Here is a 20,985-nt window from a genome sequence, read left to right on the forward strand (position 1 = left end):
CAACATGAAGGCACTGCTTGTAGATGATGAAAAACCTGTCCGCGATGCCATAAGGTTGCTTGGTCATTGGGAAGACTTTGGTATTGATACATTACTTGAAGCAGAAGACGGGGATGAAGCTATCGCCGCCATCACGGCACATCAACCTCAAATCATACTCAGTGACATGCGTATGCCGGGCAAGGACGGTATGGCATTACTTGAATGGATATCGGCTCATGCCCCACACAGCAAGGTGCTGGTTATTAGTGGATATGACGATTTTGAACTCGTGAGGCATGCAATCAGGCATGGTGGCATGGACTACCTCCTGAAACCTGTGGAAGCAGATGAGCTGAATGCCTCTCTATTAAAGGCCGTTACAGCTTGGAAAGAGGAAGACGCCATTCGGATACAATCCACCAGACAATCCATTGTCGTTAATCGAATGCGCCCCCACTACCAGGATCGTCTGCTCACCGAACTGGCCGTCGGAAGAGGCAGCAGCCCATCACACATGCAGCGATTGCAGGATGAGTTAAATCTCCCCTGTCTAATCCCTGTCTGTAGTGTCGCTGTCACCAGCCTGTCCCATCTGGATGCAGATTGTCTGGCGAAATACCGCAGTCAACCGGACCTGCTTGTGTTCTCGGTGCTCAATATCTGTGCCGAGATGTTATCCACACCAGACGAAGGCGTAATGTTTCGCCAGTTGGATCAACCGGACGAGATTGTTCTGCTGCATTGGGGCCCATCCACTTCATTGGAACATATTCTGGACAAGGTCAATCATGGATTGGAGCAGACGATTCAGCGCCGGCTTCATTTTGGTATCTCCATCTGTGAGTCCTACCCTGGCGGAATCTCAGCGGCCTATCTGGAAGCAAGTTCAAGGTTGTGGCGACGTAATGCTGTGCAAATTAAACAGCGGACCCATGCTTCAGTGGAATCATCAAATGGGAATAAAATCAGGCGTTTAACCGCCCATGAAGAACCCCTGCGTATGGCAGCCATGAGTTGCCGGGCTTCCAGTGTAGCTGCTGCGGTCGCCGAGTGGCTTGACCCGATTACTGATCTTGAGGTTGTCAGTGCTGAGCAGATCCAGCAATGGATCGACGAGCTGGAATGGATGCTGAGCCGCTGGCTTGATGATACGGCAGGTTCGTCATTCAATGAGGAAGAAGTGACGGAGGAACAGTCTATTCCATTTGCCGAGTTACCTTTGGACTATGAAGGACTGTTATCCTTCCCCCTCCTTCGTTCATTATTGGAACAACGACTGCTTGCCGCAGGAAAGGCGCTCACCGCTCATCACCACGCCAATCCTGATCCCATGAGTGAGATTGCGCGTTACATGGACGCCCATTATCAGGAGGACCTGTCCTTGCAGCAGATTGCCGCGCGTTTCTACCTGAGCCGGGAGTATATTTCACGAAAATTCAAACAGCAATTTGGTCTGAACTGGTCGGAATATCTGGGCAAACTGCGAATTAACAACGCCAAGCTACTACTCCAAAATCCTTCTCTGCGAGTCGCCAAAATCTCAGAGATGGTTGGATTCCAGGATGAGAAGTATTTCAGCAAAGTGTTCAAAAAGATGGAAGGCATCACGCCAGCGGAATATCGTAAAACAGTATTGCAGGCTGGTACGTAATGGCTTCAACCCAAAAAGGACCCCTGATGGAGTCCTTTTTTTGCACTTTATTTACCACGAAGATAGCATAGGTCATGACGACTTGTTGGCTCTTTCTTTTCTAAGATAGAATACGATCCGAAAGATTGCGGCTACAGCTATCCCCAGGTAGAGATAATAAACTTTATTTCCCGTTGTATGAGCTGCTATGGGAAAAAAGACTACGATGAACAGAACCAGTGCAATATCCAGGTAGAACATGATCTTCCGATAAGTAAGAACTCTCATCTCCCCCCTTTGATTTACCAAAAATGGTTTTATTAATTATATTAAATCATAACATAGATACGTCCTAGTCCGCTCACCGATCCCGCAAAATCACCGCAGGTACAAGTCGAATGTAGATTAGCTCCCCTGCAAGCTCCACCATCGTCTGTGTAACGATGACTGCCGCAGCTATAGTTGCCCATTCTGGTGGGAGTGCCAGTGCTAGCGGCAGAACAACCAGCGAATTCCGTGTGGCTGAACTGAAAATCAACGCCCGCCCTGCACCCGGATTCAATCGAAATCCATTAGCAATGATCCGAGATAACCAGGGCATAATGATCAGAAAAGCGACGTAGATCGGGATCACGTTCACGATGATCGCCATATCATTGTAGACTTTGCCAATTTGGGAAGCGACAACCACGATCAGCGCGAGTGCCATCATCGGAACTGGCAGCCATACCGTCGCATTTATGACCCGCTCCCCGCTCGCTTTACCTCTAGAGAGAACTTGTGTAACAACAGCAAGCAGCAGTGGAATAACGATCAGGAACAGAAAAGCCTCTACAAACGGCCCTACCTGCATGATCTGTGCCATCTCGGTACCCAACAATAGCCATAAATAAAACGGCAACAGGATCATTTGTATAACAAATAAAAGAGGTGTTGCGGCGAGCATCAGTTTCTCATTGCCCCTGCCGAGCTGTGTGAACACAATGACGTAATCAATACAGGGCGTTAACAGTACCAGATAAACTCCAATCAGAACGCCTGGTGATTGTGGAAAGACCAGTGTAAGCAACCATACGACTATAGGGACAACGATAAAATTAGCCACTAGTAACGCGCCCATAAATCGCAGGTTGGACCAGGACTCTTTTAACTGTAGAAAGGGAATCTGTACGAACATGCTGTATAACAGAATGGCAAGTATCGGAGACACGGTGTAATGCAACATGTTTCCCCATGCCGGGCTGCTTAGTCCTATCGCTGCTCCTACGAACAGTGCAACTACATAGAACCAAGTCTGCTGTTGCTCCATCGTTTCTCTTGTGAGCATTCTCTTCCTCCTCTTCTAGTGGGACATCGTGGGCATGGACATATTTCTGCTTCGTTTCGCGTATATTGGGACAGAGTGCCGTTCCAACATAGCGGCTGAGCACAAGGATCTGAAAAATCAACTTGTGAATTTTTTGCGGCTGTTATTAGAATGTGCAAGAACTGGGTATATTCATTGTAGACTGACCCGTGGTTCATTCATTCGTTAAACCAAGGAGGAAACACAATGTCACGTAACAATCCGTACAAGTGGTTAAACGCCATTGGTTTTATCGCTGTAATTATCGTGAACTACCTCTCCAACGCTCTGCCGATCGGGGGCAAGACCAATAAAGAAGTATCGGATATGTATCCTGTGCTGCTCACACCTTCTGGATATGCCTTCTCTATATGGGGTCTGATCTACTTGCTGCTGGCAGGATTTGTGATCTATCAGTTCGTACCCGCTTCCTGGAAAAGGGATTCGATTACCCGTCTCGGGTATTGGTTTCTGGCAAGTTGTGCCTTCAACGTAGCCTGGATTTTTGCTTTTCAAAACTTGCAGACCGGTCTCGCTTTACTGATTATTGTACTGCTTCTGTTGTGCCTGATCATGCTGTATGTAAAAACACGTACCATTACGGTTCCAACCACTGCTGAGATCTGGCTTGTGAAGCTGCCATTCAGCATCTATCTTGGATGGATTAGCGTGGCAACGATTGTCAATGCAGCGGTACTATTATATAAAATAGGCTGGGATGGTTTTGGTATCAGCGAACCGACCTGGACGATCATTATGCTGATTGTCGGTATGGTGCTAGCTGTACTCGTTAGTTTCCGTTATCGGGATAGCATATACCCACTTGTATTCACATGGGCATATATCGCCATCGCACTTAAACAAAAGGATGTCACTTCCGTATATTATACGGCAATCATCATTGCAATCGTACTGGCCATCTATGCGGTATGGCTGTTCTTCGCCCGGAATCAGGATCGCGATTGAAATTTCCCCTTCTATATAGCGCTTAAATATTACGTAAAAATGCAAAAAGCCGATTCTGGTCATTCGACCTGAAATCGGCTTTTTATGTATACCCGAACGAATGAAGGTTGTCCTATTTCAGGGCAATAACTTCAATCTCCACCAGTGCATCTTTCGGCAAACGAGCAACTTCTACTGCACTTCGTGCAGGGTACGGCTGTTCAAAGAACGTGCTATACACTTCATTCACAGGAACAAAATCGTTCATGTCCTTCAGGAACACTGTCGTTTTCACGATTTTATCCATACTTGTACCTGCTGCTTCAAGAATAGCCTTCACATTGCTCAAGGACAGACGTGTCTGCTCTTGTACATCTGCACCGAATTCTCCCGTTTGAGGATTCAGGCCAAGCTGTCCGGAAGTGTAGATGAAATCGCCTGCATCAACGGCTTGACTGTATGGACCAATGGCGCCTGGCGCCTGATCGGTAGAGATTGGTTTTTTCATGGACGAGTTCTCCTTCATGTTCGTTATCCTGCTGCCGCATGGAGTCAGGGTTCGAACTCATTTTTGTTGCCTATTATACCACGATCTACCTCAAGCGAGAAACGCTCATCACTAGCCACATGAAGCAAACAGCTCGTTCAAAGGTTTCTTAGCCCCCGTCCACACCAAGGACATGAATGACTTCATTTGAATACACATGGTTTCCCTCGGCTTGCACCAGTGCAATATTTGTCATGGCCTGTGCAATGGTTGCGGCGTGGACCGCCCGGTATTTGTCCGCTCTGCCTTTCATCCAGCGATCCAGAAACTTCATGGCATAGGCAGCCATCTGCTCACCGAACCGCTTCTCGTTTCGATCTCCCAGAATTAAGGAAGGGCGGAAGATATGCAATGACGGAAAACCGATATCGGACAATGCACCCTCCATTTCCCCTTTGGTCCGACTGTAAAAGACACGGGAACCTGCACTCGCTCCCATGGAGGAGATCACCAGCATCTGTGATACTCCATGCTGCTTCGCAATGGTAGCTGCACGAACCGGGTAATGGTAATCCACCTGACGGAAACTCTCCTGACTGCCTGCTTTTTTGATCGTTGTACCCAAACAACAGTACAGGTCATCGATTCCATCGAATAATTGATCTTGGCTCTCCAGCTGTTCCCAGTCCACTACATGCTGTTCCAGTTTGGGATGTTGCAGCTCAAGTGGACGTCTAACCAAAACGCGAACCAGGCTGTATGCCGAGTGCTCCAGCAGATGATGAACCAGTAATCCGCCTACAAGCCCCGTGGCTCCAATCACCATGGCTTTCCGTTCGAGACGATTCATATACATCCCTCCACTTCGCCATCGTTATATTAAGTCATGCGTCATAGTTTCTATTTTAACAGTACACGACGTCCAAGGGTAAATGTAAGAATCAGCATTACTACACCAACCCCTACCTGAAATCCGTAGGCAGAGACCCAGGCCAATGCATCGGACCAGGTTTCCATCTTTTCATACAACCAGCCACCCATCAGCGGCCCAAGAAATGAGGTCACTCCCGTCAGAGCCGAATACACCGCGACAAACATCGGTCTTTCACTTTTGGGTGTATCTCCGATCGTAAAGTTAAATGCCAGCTGATTGAATCCACCTACACCGATCCCAAGGAAGATATGAGATAGAAATAGTGCGATCAATACGGGCATGAACGACATTAACCCCCACGACAGACAGGAGAGTGCAATGACTGGCAATGTCCAAAATAGGAGGGTTTTGTTGCTGAATCTGGCATTCAGATTGCCCCAGACATAGAAACCGACCATCATAACCAGCGTCTGGACTACCGTGATCAGGGATACAGTCTGATAATTAATGTTCAATAAGTCCAGCATAACATAGGAATAGAGCGGAACAATCAAGGTCTGGATCAATAACCAGACAGCCAGGAACAGCGTTGCTTTCAGGAAAGAACGATCCTGGAACGGCTTGATGAACATCCGCCAGAAAACCTTTTCGGTAGAACGTTCAAAGGGAACGTCCGGATAGAAAAAATAGATGACTGTATTGGCAATCGCACATATCCACACCGGAATAAACAGGATTAGAAAACCCATTTCTCCGGGGTAACGGTCCAAAACAATACCGCCTGCGAATAAGCATACGCTTCCAAGAGCATTCAGAATCGTATTTCGAATACCGAAATAGCGTCCCCTGACCTTGGCAGGTACAATGTCTCCAATCAATGAAGTCCAGATCATACCGCCGATGGTATTCGATATAAAAGCAACCGTATATACAGCAATATATACGCTTACCCACCACTCTTTGGGAAAAATAAACGGGATCAGTCCCGTTGCACTCCATAAGATGCGATGAGTGCCCACAAATAACAGCAGCATGCGTTTTCGGCTGCGAATACGCTGCATCCAGTAAGCTGCTCCGATCTGGGCAATGTTTACGAACGTCGTAATCGCGAGCACAAAGCCGATATGTCTCGACCCGGCCCCAAGGTACAGCAGAAACCCGGTTAAGAACGGGCCTCCCAGCAATGTCTGTAAAATAATTGCCGGTACACCCTCCCATGTTGCAATCGATAAGTTAGTGCGTTGTGTCGAACCCTTGCGCCGTGGTTTGCTATCTAACGGGGGAGGGTTAACGTTGACCGTCTTCTGTATGGGGATACACTCCTTAGACCGGGTTTCGAATGCCGGCCGATGCTAGTTGTCATCCCAAATTGTACTCACGGCGCGAAGGTTGTCAACTCATTTTTTCCCGGTTCAACGGGAGATAGAGATGGAAGGTGCTTCCTTTACCTTCAGTGCTCTCAAGTTCAATCGATCCCCCCAGTAATCTCGCTAAATCCCGACTGATCGACAGGCCTAGTCCGGTACCGCCAAATTTTCGACTAATCGACCCGTCAGCCTGCTGAAATGCTTCAAATATGGAATGATGCTTGTCCTCAGAAATGCCAATGCCTGTGTCCTGAACGGAGAAAATAAGCCATCGATTCTGAATACCTGCATTCTTAGTCTGCTTGGTGCTTACGGTCAGCGTGACCTTCCCCCGGTGAGTGAACTTGATGGCATTGGACATCAGATTCCGCAAAATCTGTTGAACCCGCTGGGGATCAGACCAGAGCGTCTCGGGCAGTCCCTGTTTTTTGTCCAGAACCAACTGAATTCCCTTTTTCTCAGCACCGAGCTGAAAGTGGCTCATGGCATCTTCTGTAAGTTGTGCGACACTGATATCCTCCAGTACAATATCCAGCCGCCCCGCTTCTACTTTGGAGAGATCCAGAATATCGTTAATGAGCGTGAGCAGTTCCTGCCCGGAGTGGTCGATCATATTGGCAAAACGTACAATATCCTCCTGATCCATCGTGTCAGCGTTCTCGCTGATCATCTGGGCAAAGTTAATGACACTGTTCAGTGGTGTACGCAGTTCATGGGACATATTGGCGAGAAATTCGGATTTGTACTGTGAGGCAATCATCAATTGTTTCGCTCGATCCTCCAGTACAATCTGGGCTTTCTGTAACTCTTCCTTTTGCACAGACAATAGCCGGTTTGTACTCTGGATCAGCAAAATTCGATTCTGTTCATTCTGAAAATCACGTAAAATAAATGCAAAAATAAGGCTTAATAGAATGCCTGTAGGGAGTGTATAAGGCATAATATGTGAAAAAAAGTATGTAGCCGGGATCACGCCAACGATAGCAATGTTTACACTATTGACCACATTGACGATAACTGTAACAAGGATTCCTTTAATAATCAGCCTGTAGTTGCTGCGTCTCATCCATATATTCAGACCTGCACATATCACGCCCAAAATAGACATGTTAAGTACTGCCGCCAATGTAGCATCCGTGATGCCAAAAGTCAGCCTCGACAGCCCAATTCCAATACCCACGATAATTACGCTATAGGGTTGTCTATACGTTAGAACAGCAACAATTAAAGGAACATATCGAAGATCAAAGACCACTTCATCGGTGAGTTGAAACCCAAAAACCGTACTGATCCAACCTGCAAAAATAAGGACAAGCACGGAACTGATCTGTTTCACTCGGGAAGAGGTACGTATTACGACATATTTATAGAACACACTAGCAAGATATGCAATGGTAATAAGCATCCCCATATTCAATACGAACATTTTTGAAAATTGCATTCACTCACTCCTGTTGTACCGACTTTACTGGCCAAATTGCCTTCGTCCGTATGTGTCTCTATCATATCATGCCCATTGAAGCTTCGGCATTCCTTCTTCGTCAAAAAAATACACAAAAATACACAAATCAGGATTCAATTTGTGCGCTGGTCGTAGTAGAATATATTGTTGTTTAAATTTAAACTACTATATAAATTGAACTAAAGAATAATTACACTTGCCACTCCGATGACAGAACAACCTTCTGATCGCTGTTATCCCCAGATTTTTTCGATTCCCTTTTCTGAAAGGGAAAATCCGTGGATAAAGGCGAACGCTCCGCTTCTTCAGGTTATTTCTGTCCTCTCCGTTCTCGTGTAAATGAATGTATAGTGCAACTTATATAGTTATTTGCTGGGGTCATGTTCGTCGGAACATGAATGAAAGGAGAAAAAATGTTGTGCAATTGTTAAAAAGCAAATCCTATTGGCTGTCACTGAGTTTAATGCTGTCTTTGGCCGTCATGGGGCTCTTCTATGATATTCTTAATAGTCCAGAACGCGGGTTCGTAGTACTTGATTCCCCGCTCGACCGGATTATTCCCTATGTACCCGCTATGTCCATTCCATATTTGGGTTGGTACCCGTTTGTATTCGGTGTGCTCGCTTACCTGTGTGCCAAGGATCGACTGACGTATTACCGTGTCTTGTTATCCATGAATATCTGTGTCTGGATATGTTATCTCATCTACTTCAACTTTCAGACCATGGTACCGCGCCCGGAACTGACGGGTACAGGCCTGGGAGCATCTGTTCTTGGATGGCTCTACAGCCAGGATCGCCCTTATAATTGTTTCCCAAGTATTCATTCTCTTCACTCTTATCTGGTTATGCGTGCCGTTCTCTCAATTCCAAGCATTCGCAAACCCGTCAAGCTGTTGGTGGTTGCCGGGGCAGCAACCATTATAGTATCCACGCTAATGATCAAACAACATGTGATCTATGACGCCTTGGGTGCAGTCATACTCGGCGAATGCGTTCTCACCATCATAACAGGCCTCGCTCTACACCGGAGACGCAGAAAAGAATCGAAGTGGACAGAGGGGATCAATTGAACCCTCACTTCGATCGTTTCTGAAGATGCTGTTGTCGTCTCCATTCATCAATAAACAAACCTGCAAAATAGGGGTCCCATTGGGTCCCTTTTCCTTCTTCCAAAATCATTAGCGCTTTCTCGTGACTCATCCCATTCCGATAGGGTCGATCCGACGTCATGGCATCAAAGGCATCCGCTACCGCAATGATGCGGCCAAAAAGGGGAATATCATCACCAGCCATCCCATCCGGGTATCCTTTGCCATCATATCTCTCATGGTGAGATCGTACACCTGGCAGAAAATCGGCCATGGCATCAATAGGCTCTATCTGTAACAAAATACTCTCTCCCTGCACGGGATGTGTACGAATAATCGCGAATTCCTCATCGCTTAGTTTGCCATCCTTCAGCAGTACCTCATCAGGTATGCCGATTTTCCCGATATCATGAAGCAGGGCTGATTTGTACAATAAATCCGCCTGTTCCTCATTCATTCCGCTCAGCTTACCAATCATCAGCGAATACTCTGCCACACGCATGGAATGTCCTGCCGTGTACTTATCTCGGGCGTCCAAAGCAGCAGCCAGTGTAGAAAAATAACTTTGCAACAGCTGTCGATTGCGTTCCTGTCTCATCTCCAGCCGATTAATCATCATATTAAAGCCGGAGATCAGTGCCGAAAACTCATCCGCATATAGATCCGGAGCTCGTCTGCCAAGATCTCCCCCCTGAATTCGGTTCATCTCATGCGTCAGTTCAGCAACTGGATCACGAACATCACGAATCAACAGCCAGCTTCCCACCAGCGCAAACCCCGCGCCCAGAACAACGATGAGAAGTCCCCACAGTATGTACTCTTTCGCAAATTCACTGTCCATATACTGAAGTCGGATATATGTAGCCAGGAAAAATAGAAATAGAGGAAATAAGCCAATCAGTGCCGTACTTAGCTGAAATTTACGCTGGATCGATACCAGGATGCGCCCTCCCAGTGAAGGTTCCATCCCGTATTGGACTTTGCCTCGTTGTCGAATCTCAAGTAACAGGGGTCTAATCGCCCGCACCGTTAGGTAATACTCTATCAGCGCATGCATGATGGCAATCAGAAAGGCACACGCAGCGGCCACGACAGTATAGAAGTAAGGAAATTCAAGCCACCCTGTGGATATCATCCATATTGTTAATCCGGCTGCCGGAAGTGAGAAACCAAGCATGTGTGGACCCATGATCCGATATATGGTCTGTCCCGGGAAACGATGAATTTTCTCATACATGTAGTTCAATTCGTCTCTCTCGTGATGCTCGGAAGTGAAAAATTGTCTTATGGGGCCAAGCTGTACCCACAGCGTAATTAATTCTGCAACCAGCATGAACAAGAGTGAAATCAGTACAATGAAGATGAGTCGAACAAATTGAATATTGGGTATTTGCAGAGTAGATACCATAACTACTGTACCGACAACAAAAACAGCTGCCAGTGAACCGATCAGATAATTGCGTATCAGGCGAAAGATAAATGAACGGTATGCTTCCAACTGAACCCCTCACTCTCTATGTGCAACCAGTTCTCCCTTGAGATACAGGGAGATTAAGGGTATTGCCTTCTATTTGTTTATCGGTTGCTCCGACTAAAAAAATTAATAAAATCCAATGGATGGGCATCAGAACTGGAAAACACAAAAAGGCTGCTCCACAACGGAGCAGCCTTTGGTGTTATGTCCTATATTTATCCTTTAATCTTGGCAGCCAGAATCATCGTACCGCGCGGCTCATCTCCCATTGCATCCGGTTCAAGCGTGATGGCAACCGTATCATAGTCGTTGGCCGAATCCAATGTGTAATATACCGCTCCCGTTCCGTCACGACTAAGGAAAGTACCCGCATTCTGAGGGGTATCTCCTTTGATCAACCAGACCTGAAAAGCCTCGTTGCCTTCCAGGTTCGGCAGGTTCTCAGCCTGCACAACCAGATGGGTGCCTTTGCTGTCAATAACGATGGTTGCGAGACCCTGAGCTACAATGTCCTGCGTTGCAGGATTCAGCTTCACTGCCTCGCCAGTCTGCATGCCCTGTGCAGGCTTCAGAGCTGATGCCAGCTGCTCTTGCAGCTGTGCATTCTGCGCCTGTGCCTGCACCAGTTGCTCTTGCGTAGCGGACGAGCCCGCCGCTTGCTGCGTCAGCGAGTCGATCTTGCTCTGCAGCTGCGCCGTGTACACGCCCAGTAACAGTGCCGCAGCCGCAAGGCCGGCACTGGCTATGCGCCAGGCGCTGCTGCTGCGCGCACGCGCGCGCGCTTGTGGCTGCCATGGCTGTGCCTGGGCAGCCTCTTCCACCCGGGCCGCAGGCACCGCCGTTACCGGCGGCAAGCCTGGCCCGGGCTGCGCCGCACGTTCGTGCTGCGGCGCAAGGTCCTCCTGAAGCACCACGGGTGCTTCAGGCTCTGCAGGAGCCGCCGGCTTCGCCTCGGCGCTCTCCTGCCCATGTCCGAGCACGTTGCCCAGCACACGTGCTCGCATGCCTGGCGGCGGTGCTACAGGTTCCGCCGCAAGTGGCAGGAAGCCAGTCACTTCCTGCAATTCCCTCACCTCCTGGCGACAAGGTTCGCAAGTTGCCATATGCGCTTCAAACGCCGCCACTTCCTCTGCTTCCAGTCCGCCCAGCACATACATCGGTGCCAGATCAGACCACTCCTCATGTCGTTCTATCATGGATGTATGCCCTCCCTTCCCGCGTCCGGATGCAATTCAGCATCGGCCAGCAACTTTTGGAGCTGTCGCATGGCAAGCCTGACACGGCTCTTTACGGTACCCAGCGGAATCCCGAATCGGCTGGATACTTCCTGCTGGGTTAATCCCGCATAATAAATCGATTCTATAACTTGTTGCTGATCACCGTTCAATTGGGACAACGCCTCTTTAATCCGGGTACCTTCCCATTTTCGCTGCACTTCTTCTTCCGTGTTCGTATGCTCATCGGCATAGGCCACCAGTGTCTCGTGTTCAACTGAAGTAACCGCTGCCCCTTTTGATTTCCGCCTCAGCATGTCCACTGCAATGTTACGCGTAATCGCAAACATCCATGTGGTCAGCTTCCCCTGTGAGGCATCGTAACGTTCAGCATTATTCCAGACCCGCATAAAAAGTTCCTGAACGGCCTCTTCTGCCGTCATGGGATCACCAACGATCCGATAGGCAAAAGAATACACAGCTCGCTCATAACGGTCATATAAAAGCTCCAGTGCGGAGGCATCACGTTCCGCGATCTGCCGCATTAACCTGCTGTCCTCCATCGATTCAGTCATGCGAGGGCCCCTTTCTGTTTCTTCCCTCTTATTATAACCTACGCAGAATCTTTTGAAGAGGATTACCCCTATGAAGAAATATTTTGAAAATATTTCTGTATCTTTCAAACTAACCTTTCACTTTTTAACATACAAACAGTCCGAATACATGTTGCTTTGGTCGCGCTTTCCTTTTTATTGCAGAAAAATACAACCTGTGGTATACTATAAAAGTTGTATTAAACAACCTCATATGATTTCTGTCTTCTTTAAACCCCGGAATATTTTCTTCATGCTGCGACCGCAGCAAACTTTAAGCACAATTAACCTATGAAGATTGAAGAACCTGAATCACAATAACCCGGTAGTACAGAGTTTCACAAGATGTTCCCATTCACACTGGCGCGGTCATCGGAGCCGCAAGGACAAAAGAGAGGTAGGGCTTTTGTTGTTTTGGATATCACTTATTCTTGAGAAGATTGAAAACATACACAAAGCACCCGGAATTGGGTTCCGGGTGTTTATCCATGTCTACATATCCAATTTAGCAACATCTACAGACAATCGCCGCCCCCACCAATGAGAAAAGTCTTCCTTTCACTTATCAGACTAACCAGATAAATTCGGCTCTGCTTTTAAAACTTTTCCGTTCTCCCACTGACTGCACTCCTGAATACGTACTTCCTTACTTCTCCAATTGTGCAAATAACCCCGGCTCTTAAAGCAAATGTTTACGCTCGCCAGACGCTAACGAATCCTGCACACCTTATATTGAGGATTTCTGTGCTATGTAAAATCTAACGAATCTCAGCCACGTTAATCCATGTCACTTCATGAATATAGGCTCCAAACATGCCCAGATTCAGATAATAAGATGTCTACGATTCGTTAAACTTTTGAAATGGCAGAAATGCATGGAATAGCGTCTGTGGAGTTCGTTAAAGAAAGTAATCCCGAAGTAAGAAAGGGACACCGCAGGATGGAACCCTACGCTGTCCCTTTCTGAATCATAGGTACGTTATGCCCCAACATCGAACTCAAACTCGGAGTTTATTTGGAGCACCTACTGTAACGATCCACGATCAGCAAAGTCTCCTTGCACTCACAAATACTTAGATAAACATCGTTTTGGAGATGATGACCAGCAAGATGAACAGTACAAGGATCGTACCCATGGAACCCCAGCTTCCGCCGCCATGACCATAGGATACTCCACAACCCTGTTGATAACCGTGCATCATTGGAGCCTGATTGGCATGGTGTCCGTATCCATAGCCATATCCCATTGGCATTGTTCCACAACCATATCCATACCCATGCATTTCATGACCTGTGTATTGGTATCCTTGCATATGCTCATACCCTCCCATATGTCCGTATACGTGTCCCTGTCCGTTCGGTGAATTCGGTTTTACTTCGCTCATTGTTCATTCCTCCTTAACATTTGCCTACACCCCTAAGCTATGTATTCAGCCTACCTCTGGACCGGGCTATCGCCCTCAATTTGACAAAATGGGCGTTTAGCCATTAGGTACCTTCCCCATTTTCGAAGCATACTCCGTCCCTCCATTTCTTAAATCCCACCAATTCTTCCGTTCAATCACAAGCTATCTCATCTCCCTGGCTCTCCACTACGCTTGTCCTCTAGAAAAAAAACCCCACCGGTTGCCCGGCAGAGCTCGCCATATTATACCCAGAAAGATTTAGTGATGATTACGAGAAGAATGAACAGAACCAGGATTGCTCCAGTCGATGTCCAGCCGCCGTATCCTACGCCTTCCACTACATTGCTCATGCAGAACCCTCCTTTACGAATATATTAGGGTCCAAGCGGTTTATTAGATCAAGAATGCTTTAGAGATGATGACCAACAAGATAAAGAGAACCAAGATCGCGCCAGTCGATGTCCATGCGCCGCCGTATCCACCTACTACTCCACTCATGTAAACCCCTCCTTTGATTTGAGGTACAGTTCACTATATGCACCAATCACACATGGGACCGGGCTCAGGTCGAAAAATGGGCTGTTTTTTTTACCGACTATTCGCTAATTGCACCTACATAAAGGGTTAGTTCTTAAGTCGGAATGTTATGTTCAAATATGTTTAAGTCATACATAAATCCCACGGTTATATGAACCAAATGTATGTACTATCGTTCAAAATGGATACCCATACGGTATATTATTAGTTTCTAACTTGTTAAATACAGATAAATTACCTTTTTAGTAATTATGAATACTGAAATCTTTATTTATGTTATTATTTTACTAATAAAGTAGAAAGGAGTTTCTATGCTCACCACCTAAACTAGATTATCCCAAACGAAATGATGACCTTAGAAAAAATCCCAACCGATGGGAAGCACATTAGGAGAAATTAGACATAATGAAGAAACTTATTACGATTTTGGCATTAGCCACATTGCTTACTGCTTGTGGTAATACAGAAACAAACACAACAACCAATAGCCAAGCGTCAGAAGCATCCAAGGCAACTGAAACTGTCTCAACAGAAGCAAAAGCTACGAAATACACTACATATAGTGGAGAAGGATTTTCTTTTGCATATCCTGAATCCTGGAAAAGCGTAGATACAAGTCAAATGAATGCTCCATCCATTAAAGCTGCTTTTTCAGACCAATCTTCATCAGTCACATTTGCAGATAATATGAATCTGACGATTGAGGCCAGTTCAACCGGTTCAATTAATCCTGAAGAATACGCCAATAATATAGTGGATTATTACACACAAAGCGGTTCAAGCATCGGCATTTCCGATTATAAAAAAACCAGCTACACAAACAAGTCTTATAAAGAATATAGCGCTGGTGTCTTGGAAGGAGCCTATAAGCATTCCTCGGGTACAGATGTTATCCTTGTGCAGTATCTGATTCCGACCAATACAGAACTCTATACCATGACGTTAACCTACGCCAAGGAAACTTATAATCAGGATGAGATCAAAGATATCCTTGATTCCCTAAGCATTACTGCTTCTCTGGAGCAAACAGCACCAACTGCAACGACTGGAAATTCATCTGTTACGGCATCAGCTGCGGATTTCTTTAATGAGTTAACTCCGTACATTACAGAAGACACAGCCTTTATGGAGCAGGCATCTTATGATTTCTTTGGTAAACATAACGATGTATTCCCGGCCATTACGGCAGAACTAAGCAAAAAGGTACAGGGGCTCGTTGACTCCAATGTAACGACCCGTCATCTGAATAAAAATGTAGCCAACTATTACAATACTTTCGTACAAGTTAACGGGGAAGTCATTTCCGTTGAAGAAGATAGCTCTCTCGGAGCAACTTTCTCTGTCGTTCATGTCATGGATGAGAACGGAAACGATATTATAGCGTTATATCCTGCAACGACCGGAGATTTGCTTGATGGTGATTATGCCACGGTTATCGGTGCTCCAATAACCAACTTCTCTTTTGAAAATGTTGGCGGTGGTTACACCAACGCCACGTTGATTGGAGCCTCATTGGTAGTTGCAGATTAATTAAAATGTTAAATGAGTATACAAAAAGACCAACTTAATGAACGTTAAGCTGGTCTTTTTTGTCTTTCTGTTTATAGATGTCAGAAATTCACGTTAACTACACAGACAGACACAATCTAACCTTTAATTAATGACTTATAACATACCGAATAACCGTATATACGGATGTTTATACTAAACCATCAATTAGGTCTTGCCTGAAGTGACGTCAGCTTATCCTGAACCGATTGTAACTTCTGTATACTTGAGGCATCCGGTTTATCACGACGGTCGTCAATCTTGACGGATGTGGAAACGCGCTGAGCTCCTGACAAAAACGGCGCTTCATGCAGAGCCGCAATTGCTGTAAAGATCTCGTTAAGCGGTCCCTCAATAATGGTGCTCATGGAAGTTAACTGATATGTAATGCCCCGTTGATGTTCCAATACCTTTTGCATGTCCGCCACATAACTGCTTAGACTGGTTGTACCCGTTCCGATTGGAATTACAGTCACTTCTGCTATTGCCATTTTGCTCCGCCTCCTCTGGGCCCCGTGAACAACCGCTGCCGCTTATTTTAGTCGATTTTTGACTATTTTTATTCTACCAGTTGAATGCGTTACAATTCAAACTGACGTGATGACGTCATTCAAATTAGTCAAAAAATTTTTTTGATAAATCTTCAAATCTTCCAGTCCTTTTCCTTTGCGGAATCCTGGCTTAAATGGTATACTCGGAATTACGTTTTACTGGTTCTACCCACTTTACAAACACAATATGTTGGGTTACAGTATGTTGACAGCTACAAAATGTAGTAACACTAGATTTCTCCGCTTCTAATAGTCACCTTCTGCAATCTCGCGAAAAACAGGATGAAATCACCTCCAAAGGCACGTCCCTGTAGGTGTAAATCGCTTTCTCGAAACAGAGTTGACACGGAGGTTAACGGGGCTGTTTGGACTGCATCCGGTATCCTCAATCTACAGGCACATCTGCAATAGACCAAAGCTTACATAAGCACCCTTTTCTGTCGATATCCTGAACCTCTAAGACAGTAAGGAAGCCAGAGCATCCATGGGCATTTTCAGCCGCGAGGCGGGAGAATGCTTTTTATATGAGCATGTTCTGCATTGTGCTGCTTTGTGCACCTCAAGTTGAGCGATTTAAGACATGAACTTGTCACCGCCGTTTCAGTCCGCAAAACGTAACCTATTTCTTTTTCTCACCGTAAGAAGACACTCAATTCTTTATATAAAGAATTTCTCCAATTTATCTCTTAAACATGCGAAAGCGAGGAATATTCATGCCACAAGTTGTGACCAAGCCGAACAACCGCCAGCTTGCCTTTGATGATATGCGCATCTCGGTATATGCCGACCGTATTCTGGAAGGACTGGACATGCTCGACAAGGAACGTCTGGTACGCGGGGTAAACAGCAAGCTCCGCCGTGATGAAGTTACCGGAGACGAAATCAGCAACGCTTTTATCATGAGCGCACTGGAACTGGTAACTAAAGAGGAGCCTAATTGGAAATTTGCAGCGGCACGCTCCCTGCTCACTTCCCTTTACAAAAAAGCGGCTACCAACCGCAGATACAAGTCTTACCCGGACGAGCCTTATGGCGCATTCCATCCCCTTCTTGTAGATCTCGTGAAGAAAGGTATCTACCGCGAAGAATTGCTGGAATGTTACACCAAAGAACAGATCGACGAACTTGCTGAGTGCATTGACTACCGCAACGATCTGCTCTTCGATTACATCGGCTTGCTCACACTGGCAGAACGTTACCTCGCACACGATTTTGATGGAAAAGTAATGGAATTGCCGCAAGAGCGTTATATGGTTATCGCCATGTTCCTAATGCACCAAGAGCCTGCCGAGAGACGTATGGATCTCGTCAAGGAAGCTTACTGGGCAATGAGCAACATGTACATGACCGCAGCTACCCCTACGATGTCCAATGCTGGTAAAAAAGTAGCCGGACAGCTCTCCAGCTGCTTCATTGATACGGTGGATGACTCACTCGAAGGCATCTTCGATTCCAACACGGATGTAGCTCGTCTGAGCAAAATGGGTGGCGGCATCGGCGTTTACCTCGGCAAAGTCAGAGCTCGTGGTTCGGATATCCGTGGTCACCAAAATACAAGTTCCGGTGTAATCCCTTGGATTCGCCAACTGAACAATACAGCGGTCAGCGTAGACCAGCTCGGTACGCGTAAAGGTGCCATTGCCGTGTACCTGGACGTTTTCCACAAAGACATCCTGGCCTTCCTCGATCTCAAGCTGAACAACGGTGACGAGCGTATGCGTGCGCATGACGTATTCCACGGCATCTGTCTGCCTGACTTGTTCATGGAGCGGGTATCCACTCGCGGCGAATGGAGCCTGTTCTGTCCGCACGAAACGAAGAAAGTGATGGGCTGGAAGGACGAGAATGGTCGTGCACTCGGACTGGAAGATTTCTATGATGAGTCCTTTGGCGCAGGTGCGTTCCGTGATAAATACGAAGAAGCAGTGAATCACCCGCTGCTGTCCCGGATTACAGTACAGGCGATTGACATCATGAAGCGCGTACTGAAATCCCAACTGGAGACAGGTACGCCATACATGTTCTACCGGGATACGGTTAACCGCTCGAATCCTAACCGTGCACACGGTATGGTATACTCCTCCAACCTGTGTACCGAAATTATGCAGAACCAGTCTGCCACTGTGATTGAAAAGGAAGAACTCGTAACCAAGGATGGACAAACTCGCATCGTGATTTCCAAAGTGCCTGGCGACTTTGTTGTCTGCAACCTGAACTCCATCCATCTGGCACGTGCTATACCTCATAATGTATTGGAGCGTCTCGTTCCAATTCAGGTGCGCATGCTGGACAACGTTATCGACATTAACAACATTGAAGTGTTGCAAGCCCAATATACCAACAGCCAATATCGCGCAGTCGGTCTGGGAACGTTTGGACTTCACCACCTGCTTGCTCTTGAAGGCATTCATTGGGAGTCTGACGAAGCGGTAACGTATAACGATAATCTTTATGAAAAAATTAACTACCTGCTCGTGAAATCCAGTATGGAGCTGTCCAAAGAAAAAGGACATTATCCGAAGTTCAAAGGTTCCGATTGGGAAAGTGGTCATTACTTCGACCAACGCGAGTACACATCAGGTGAGCGCGTAGGTGAATTCGTGACAACCGAACAGTGGAAAGAACTGCAAGCCGAAGTACGACAAAACGGTGTACGTAATGCCTGGTTGTTCGCCATTGCACCTAATGGTTCCACGTCCATCATAGCCGGTTCAACGGCTAGTATTGATCCGCTCTATGAGCTGTTATCTTATGAAGAGAAAACAACATACAAAATTGCCAATCCGGCTCCGGATCTGTCCGAAAAAACAAGCCCTTATTACCAAACGGCGTTCCAGGTGGACCAACATGCTTCCATTAATATGGCGGCTGCCCGTCAGCGCCACGTCGATCAGGGACAAAGTTTCAACTTCTACGTTCGACCAGATATTAAAGCAACAGAATTCCTGGAATTGCATCTGCACGCCTGGAGAGCCGGCATGAAATCAACTTATTATGTTCGTAGCCGGGCATTAACGATTGAAGAATCTTGATTTTTGCGCAAGTTACGTTTTATCCATGGTAGAGAAGATTTACTAGATTCGAGGTGACCACCAGGGCATCCTGTTTTGATTGCAAAATGGCGTTGCCCTGGTTCTTTTTTGCCTAAAACACGATCACAGCATCGCAAGATGTTGATATAGATGCCACATTATACAACCCTAATATATAAAAGAATTAATGATTACACGATAACGAAGAGGACAGAACAAAGCTGAAGAAGCGGAGCTAAAAGCTTTCTGAAAGAAAGCTACTTCGGAAGCATACACTTCGCCTTTATCACCGGATTTTCCCCTTTGAAAGAGGGAATCAAAAAAATCAGGGGATAACAGCGATCGGAAGGTTGTTCTGTCATCGTAGTTATACAGTGTAAATTCATTCAAGGAGTGAACGGAACAATGCAAGTACAGAAAATTTTCAACACCGAAGCCCCTAACCAATCGACCCGTATTATTGAAGGTGAATGCTCCGGTATCCTGAACTGGAACGACATTCGTATGCCTCATATGTACAAATTGTACAAAGTACTGCTGCTTAACCACTGGATCGCAGACGAGATTCCAATGTCCAAAGATGCTTCCCAGTTTGCCCAATTGGACGAGGAAGAACAACGTACGTTTAAAATCAACATCTCCCTGCTCGCGGTACTTGATTCCATGCAGACGATGTTTGTTGGTGACGTAAAACGTTACTTTACCGATTCTTCACTCGAAGCGATCTCGGCTATTATCGGACAACAGGAAGTCGTTCATAACCAATCCTACTCTTACGTCCTGTCTTCCATCGTATCTGATCGGGAGCAAAAGGAAATTTTCGAATACTGGAAACATGATCCAGTCCTGCTTGACCGTAACCGTTTCATCGCAGACATTTACCAAACATTCCGGGACGAGCCGTCTCCACAGACGTTCTTCCAGGCTATGGTAGCCGATCTGGTACTCGAAGGTATCTTCTTCTATAGTACGTTTGCCTTCTTCTACAATCTGGCCCGTGACCAGAAAATGATGGCAACCAGCCAGATGATCTCGTATATCCAGCGGGATGAAAACCAACACTGCTACTTCTTCGCTGAAGTGTACAAACAGTTGCTGGTAGACTTCCCTGAACTGAACACACCTGAGAACATGGACTACGTATACAAAACAATCCATCGTGCTGTTGAGCTTGAAACCAACTGGGCACATTACACACTCAGCAACGTGCGCGGTATTGACCTGAACGAGTTGGAAGATTACATCAAGTACATCGCCAACAAACGTCTGCGTCTGATGGGTATGGAAAAAGCATATGAAGGTGTGGATGTAAACTGCATGCCTTGGATCAAACCATTCTCTGATGATGCACTAAATGCAACAAAAACCGACTTCTTCGAAGCCAAATCCCGTAACTACGGTAAAGTTGGCGACGATAATGGATTTGACGATTTGTAAAAAAGAATAGA

At 46.3% G+C, this 20,985-nt stretch carries 19 protein-coding genes; 6 read left to right on the forward strand and 13 right to left on the reverse strand.

The window, feature by feature from the left end; translation table 11 throughout:
- Positions 1-4 precede the first annotated feature (4 nt).
- On the forward strand, positions 5-1,633 hold the full coding sequence (locus D829_RS0120835; protein ID WP_017690866.1) for a response regulator: 1,629 nt from the start codon (positions 5-7) through the stop codon (positions 1,631-1,633).
- A 72-nt stretch (positions 1,634-1,705) separates the two neighbouring features.
- On the opposite strand, the gene D829_RS0120840 is transcribed toward D829_RS0120835, so the two are convergent.
- Both D829_RS0120840 and D829_RS0120845 read right to left on the reverse strand, forming a co-directional pair.
- The gene (locus D829_RS0120840) at positions 1,706-1,900 is read right to left on the reverse strand and encodes a hypothetical protein (protein WP_017690867.1); all 195 of its coding nucleotides are present in this window, start codon (positions 1,898-1,900) and stop codon (positions 1,706-1,708) included.
- Between the two features lie 73 nt (positions 1,901-1,973).
- A complete protein-coding gene (locus tag D829_RS0120845) occupies positions 1,974-2,939 on the reverse strand; it encodes an arsenic resistance protein (protein WP_017690868.1) in 966 nt (321 codons plus the stop codon).
- 225 nt (positions 2,940-3,164) lie between these two features.
- Here D829_RS0120845 and D829_RS0120850 point away from each other — a divergent pair, with 225 nt between their 5' ends.
- Positions 3,165-3,923, forward strand: coding sequence for a tryptophan-rich sensory protein (locus D829_RS0120850; RefSeq protein WP_017690869.1), 759 nt, complete (start codon positions 3,165-3,167; stop codon positions 3,921-3,923).
- 112 nt (positions 3,924-4,035) lie between these two features.
- Here D829_RS0120850 and D829_RS0120855 read toward each other — a convergent pair whose 3' ends face one another.
- The 4 genes from D829_RS0120855 to D829_RS0120870 all read right to left on the reverse strand — a co-directional run bounded on the left by D829_RS0120855 (position 4,036) and on the right by D829_RS0120870 (position 8,071).
- A complete protein-coding gene (locus D829_RS0120855) occupies positions 4,036-4,410 on the reverse strand; it encodes a RidA family protein (RefSeq protein ID WP_017690870.1) in 375 nt (124 codons plus the stop codon).
- A 148-nt stretch (positions 4,411-4,558) separates the two neighbouring features.
- Positions 4,559-5,239, reverse strand: coding sequence for an oxidoreductase (locus D829_RS0120860; RefSeq protein WP_017690871.1), 681 nt, complete (start codon positions 5,237-5,239; stop codon positions 4,559-4,561).
- A gap of 50 nt (positions 5,240-5,289) precedes the next feature.
- Positions 5,290-6,324 carry an MFS transporter gene (locus tag D829_RS0120865; protein ID WP_241230803.1) on the reverse strand — a complete coding sequence of 345 codons (1,035 nt, stop codon included), beginning with the start codon at positions 6,322-6,324 and terminating at the stop codon, positions 5,290-5,292.
- A gap of 331 nt (positions 6,325-6,655) precedes the next feature.
- The gene (locus D829_RS0120870) at positions 6,656-8,071 is read right to left on the reverse strand and encodes an ATP-binding protein (protein WP_017690873.1); all 1,416 of its coding nucleotides are present in this window, start codon (positions 8,069-8,071) and stop codon (positions 6,656-6,658) included.
- 439 nt (positions 8,072-8,510) lie between these two features.
- On the opposite strand from D829_RS0120870, the gene D829_RS31645 reads away from it, so the two are divergent.
- Positions 8,511-9,164 (forward strand): phosphatase PAP2 family protein, encoded by a 654-nt coding sequence (locus D829_RS31645; RefSeq protein ID WP_017690874.1) that lies wholly within the window; start codon positions 8,511-8,513, stop codon positions 9,162-9,164.
- 4 nt (positions 9,165-9,168) lie between these two features.
- Here D829_RS31645 and D829_RS0120880 read toward each other — a convergent pair whose 3' ends face one another.
- The 6 genes from D829_RS0120880 to D829_RS33930 form a co-directional block, all read right to left on the reverse strand.
- Positions 9,169-10,680: an HD domain-containing phosphohydrolase gene (locus tag D829_RS0120880; RefSeq protein ID WP_017690875.1), complete on the reverse strand. Its 1,512-nt coding sequence runs from the start codon at positions 10,678-10,680 to the stop codon at positions 9,169-9,171.
- 191 nt (positions 10,681-10,871) lie between these two features.
- Positions 10,872-11,852: an anti-sigma factor gene (locus D829_RS0120885; RefSeq protein WP_017690876.1), complete on the reverse strand. Its 981-nt coding sequence runs from the start codon at positions 11,850-11,852 to the stop codon at positions 10,872-10,874.
- Positions 11,849-12,445: a sigma-70 family RNA polymerase sigma factor gene (locus tag D829_RS0120890; protein ID WP_036661800.1), complete on the reverse strand. Its 597-nt coding sequence runs from the start codon at positions 12,443-12,445 to the stop codon at positions 11,849-11,851. The genes D829_RS0120885 and D829_RS0120890 overlap by 4 nt, the downstream gene beginning before the upstream one ends.
- Positions 12,446-13,536: 1,091 nt before the next feature.
- The gene (locus D829_RS34120) at positions 13,537-13,848 is read right to left on the reverse strand and encodes a hypothetical protein (RefSeq protein WP_017690878.1); all 312 of its coding nucleotides are present in this window, start codon (positions 13,846-13,848) and stop codon (positions 13,537-13,539) included.
- A 263-nt stretch (positions 13,849-14,111) separates the two neighbouring features.
- The gene (locus D829_RS33790) at positions 14,112-14,219 is read right to left on the reverse strand and encodes a hypothetical protein (RefSeq protein ID WP_017690879.1); all 108 of its coding nucleotides are present in this window, start codon (positions 14,217-14,219) and stop codon (positions 14,112-14,114) included.
- A gap of 43 nt (positions 14,220-14,262) precedes the next feature.
- On the reverse strand, positions 14,263-14,367 hold the full coding sequence (locus D829_RS33930) for a hypothetical protein (protein ID WP_017690880.1): 105 nt from the start codon (positions 14,365-14,367) through the stop codon (positions 14,263-14,265).
- Between the two features lie 444 nt (positions 14,368-14,811).
- Here D829_RS33930 and D829_RS0120910 point away from each other — a divergent pair, with 444 nt between their 5' ends.
- On the forward strand, positions 14,812-15,936 hold the full coding sequence (locus D829_RS0120910) for a PsbP-related protein (protein ID WP_017690881.1): 1,125 nt from the start codon (positions 14,812-14,814) through the stop codon (positions 15,934-15,936).
- Positions 15,937-16,118: 182 nt separating this feature from the next.
- On the opposite strand, the gene D829_RS0120915 is transcribed toward D829_RS0120910, so the two are convergent.
- Positions 16,119-16,445 (reverse strand): MTH1187 family thiamine-binding protein, encoded by a 327-nt coding sequence (locus D829_RS0120915; protein WP_017690882.1) that lies wholly within the window; start codon positions 16,443-16,445, stop codon positions 16,119-16,121.
- 773 nt (positions 16,446-17,218) lie between these two features.
- On the opposite strand from D829_RS0120915, the gene D829_RS0120920 reads away from it, so the two are divergent.
- Entirely contained in the window at positions 17,219-19,537 is a 2,319-nt protein-coding gene (locus tag D829_RS0120920; protein WP_017690883.1) for a ribonucleoside-diphosphate reductase subunit alpha, read from the forward strand.
- 405 nt (positions 19,538-19,942) lie between these two features.
- Complete coding sequence (locus tag D829_RS0120925; protein WP_017690884.1) at positions 19,943-20,974, forward strand: ribonucleotide-diphosphate reductase subunit beta; 1,032 nt, start codon at positions 19,943-19,945, stop codon at positions 20,972-20,974.
- The last annotated feature ends 11 nt before the right edge of the window (positions 20,975-20,985 follow it).

Source organism: Paenibacillus sp. PAMC 26794 (assembly GCF_000316035.1).
Lineage (GTDB): Bacteria > Bacillota > Bacilli > Paenibacillales > Paenibacillaceae > Paenibacillus.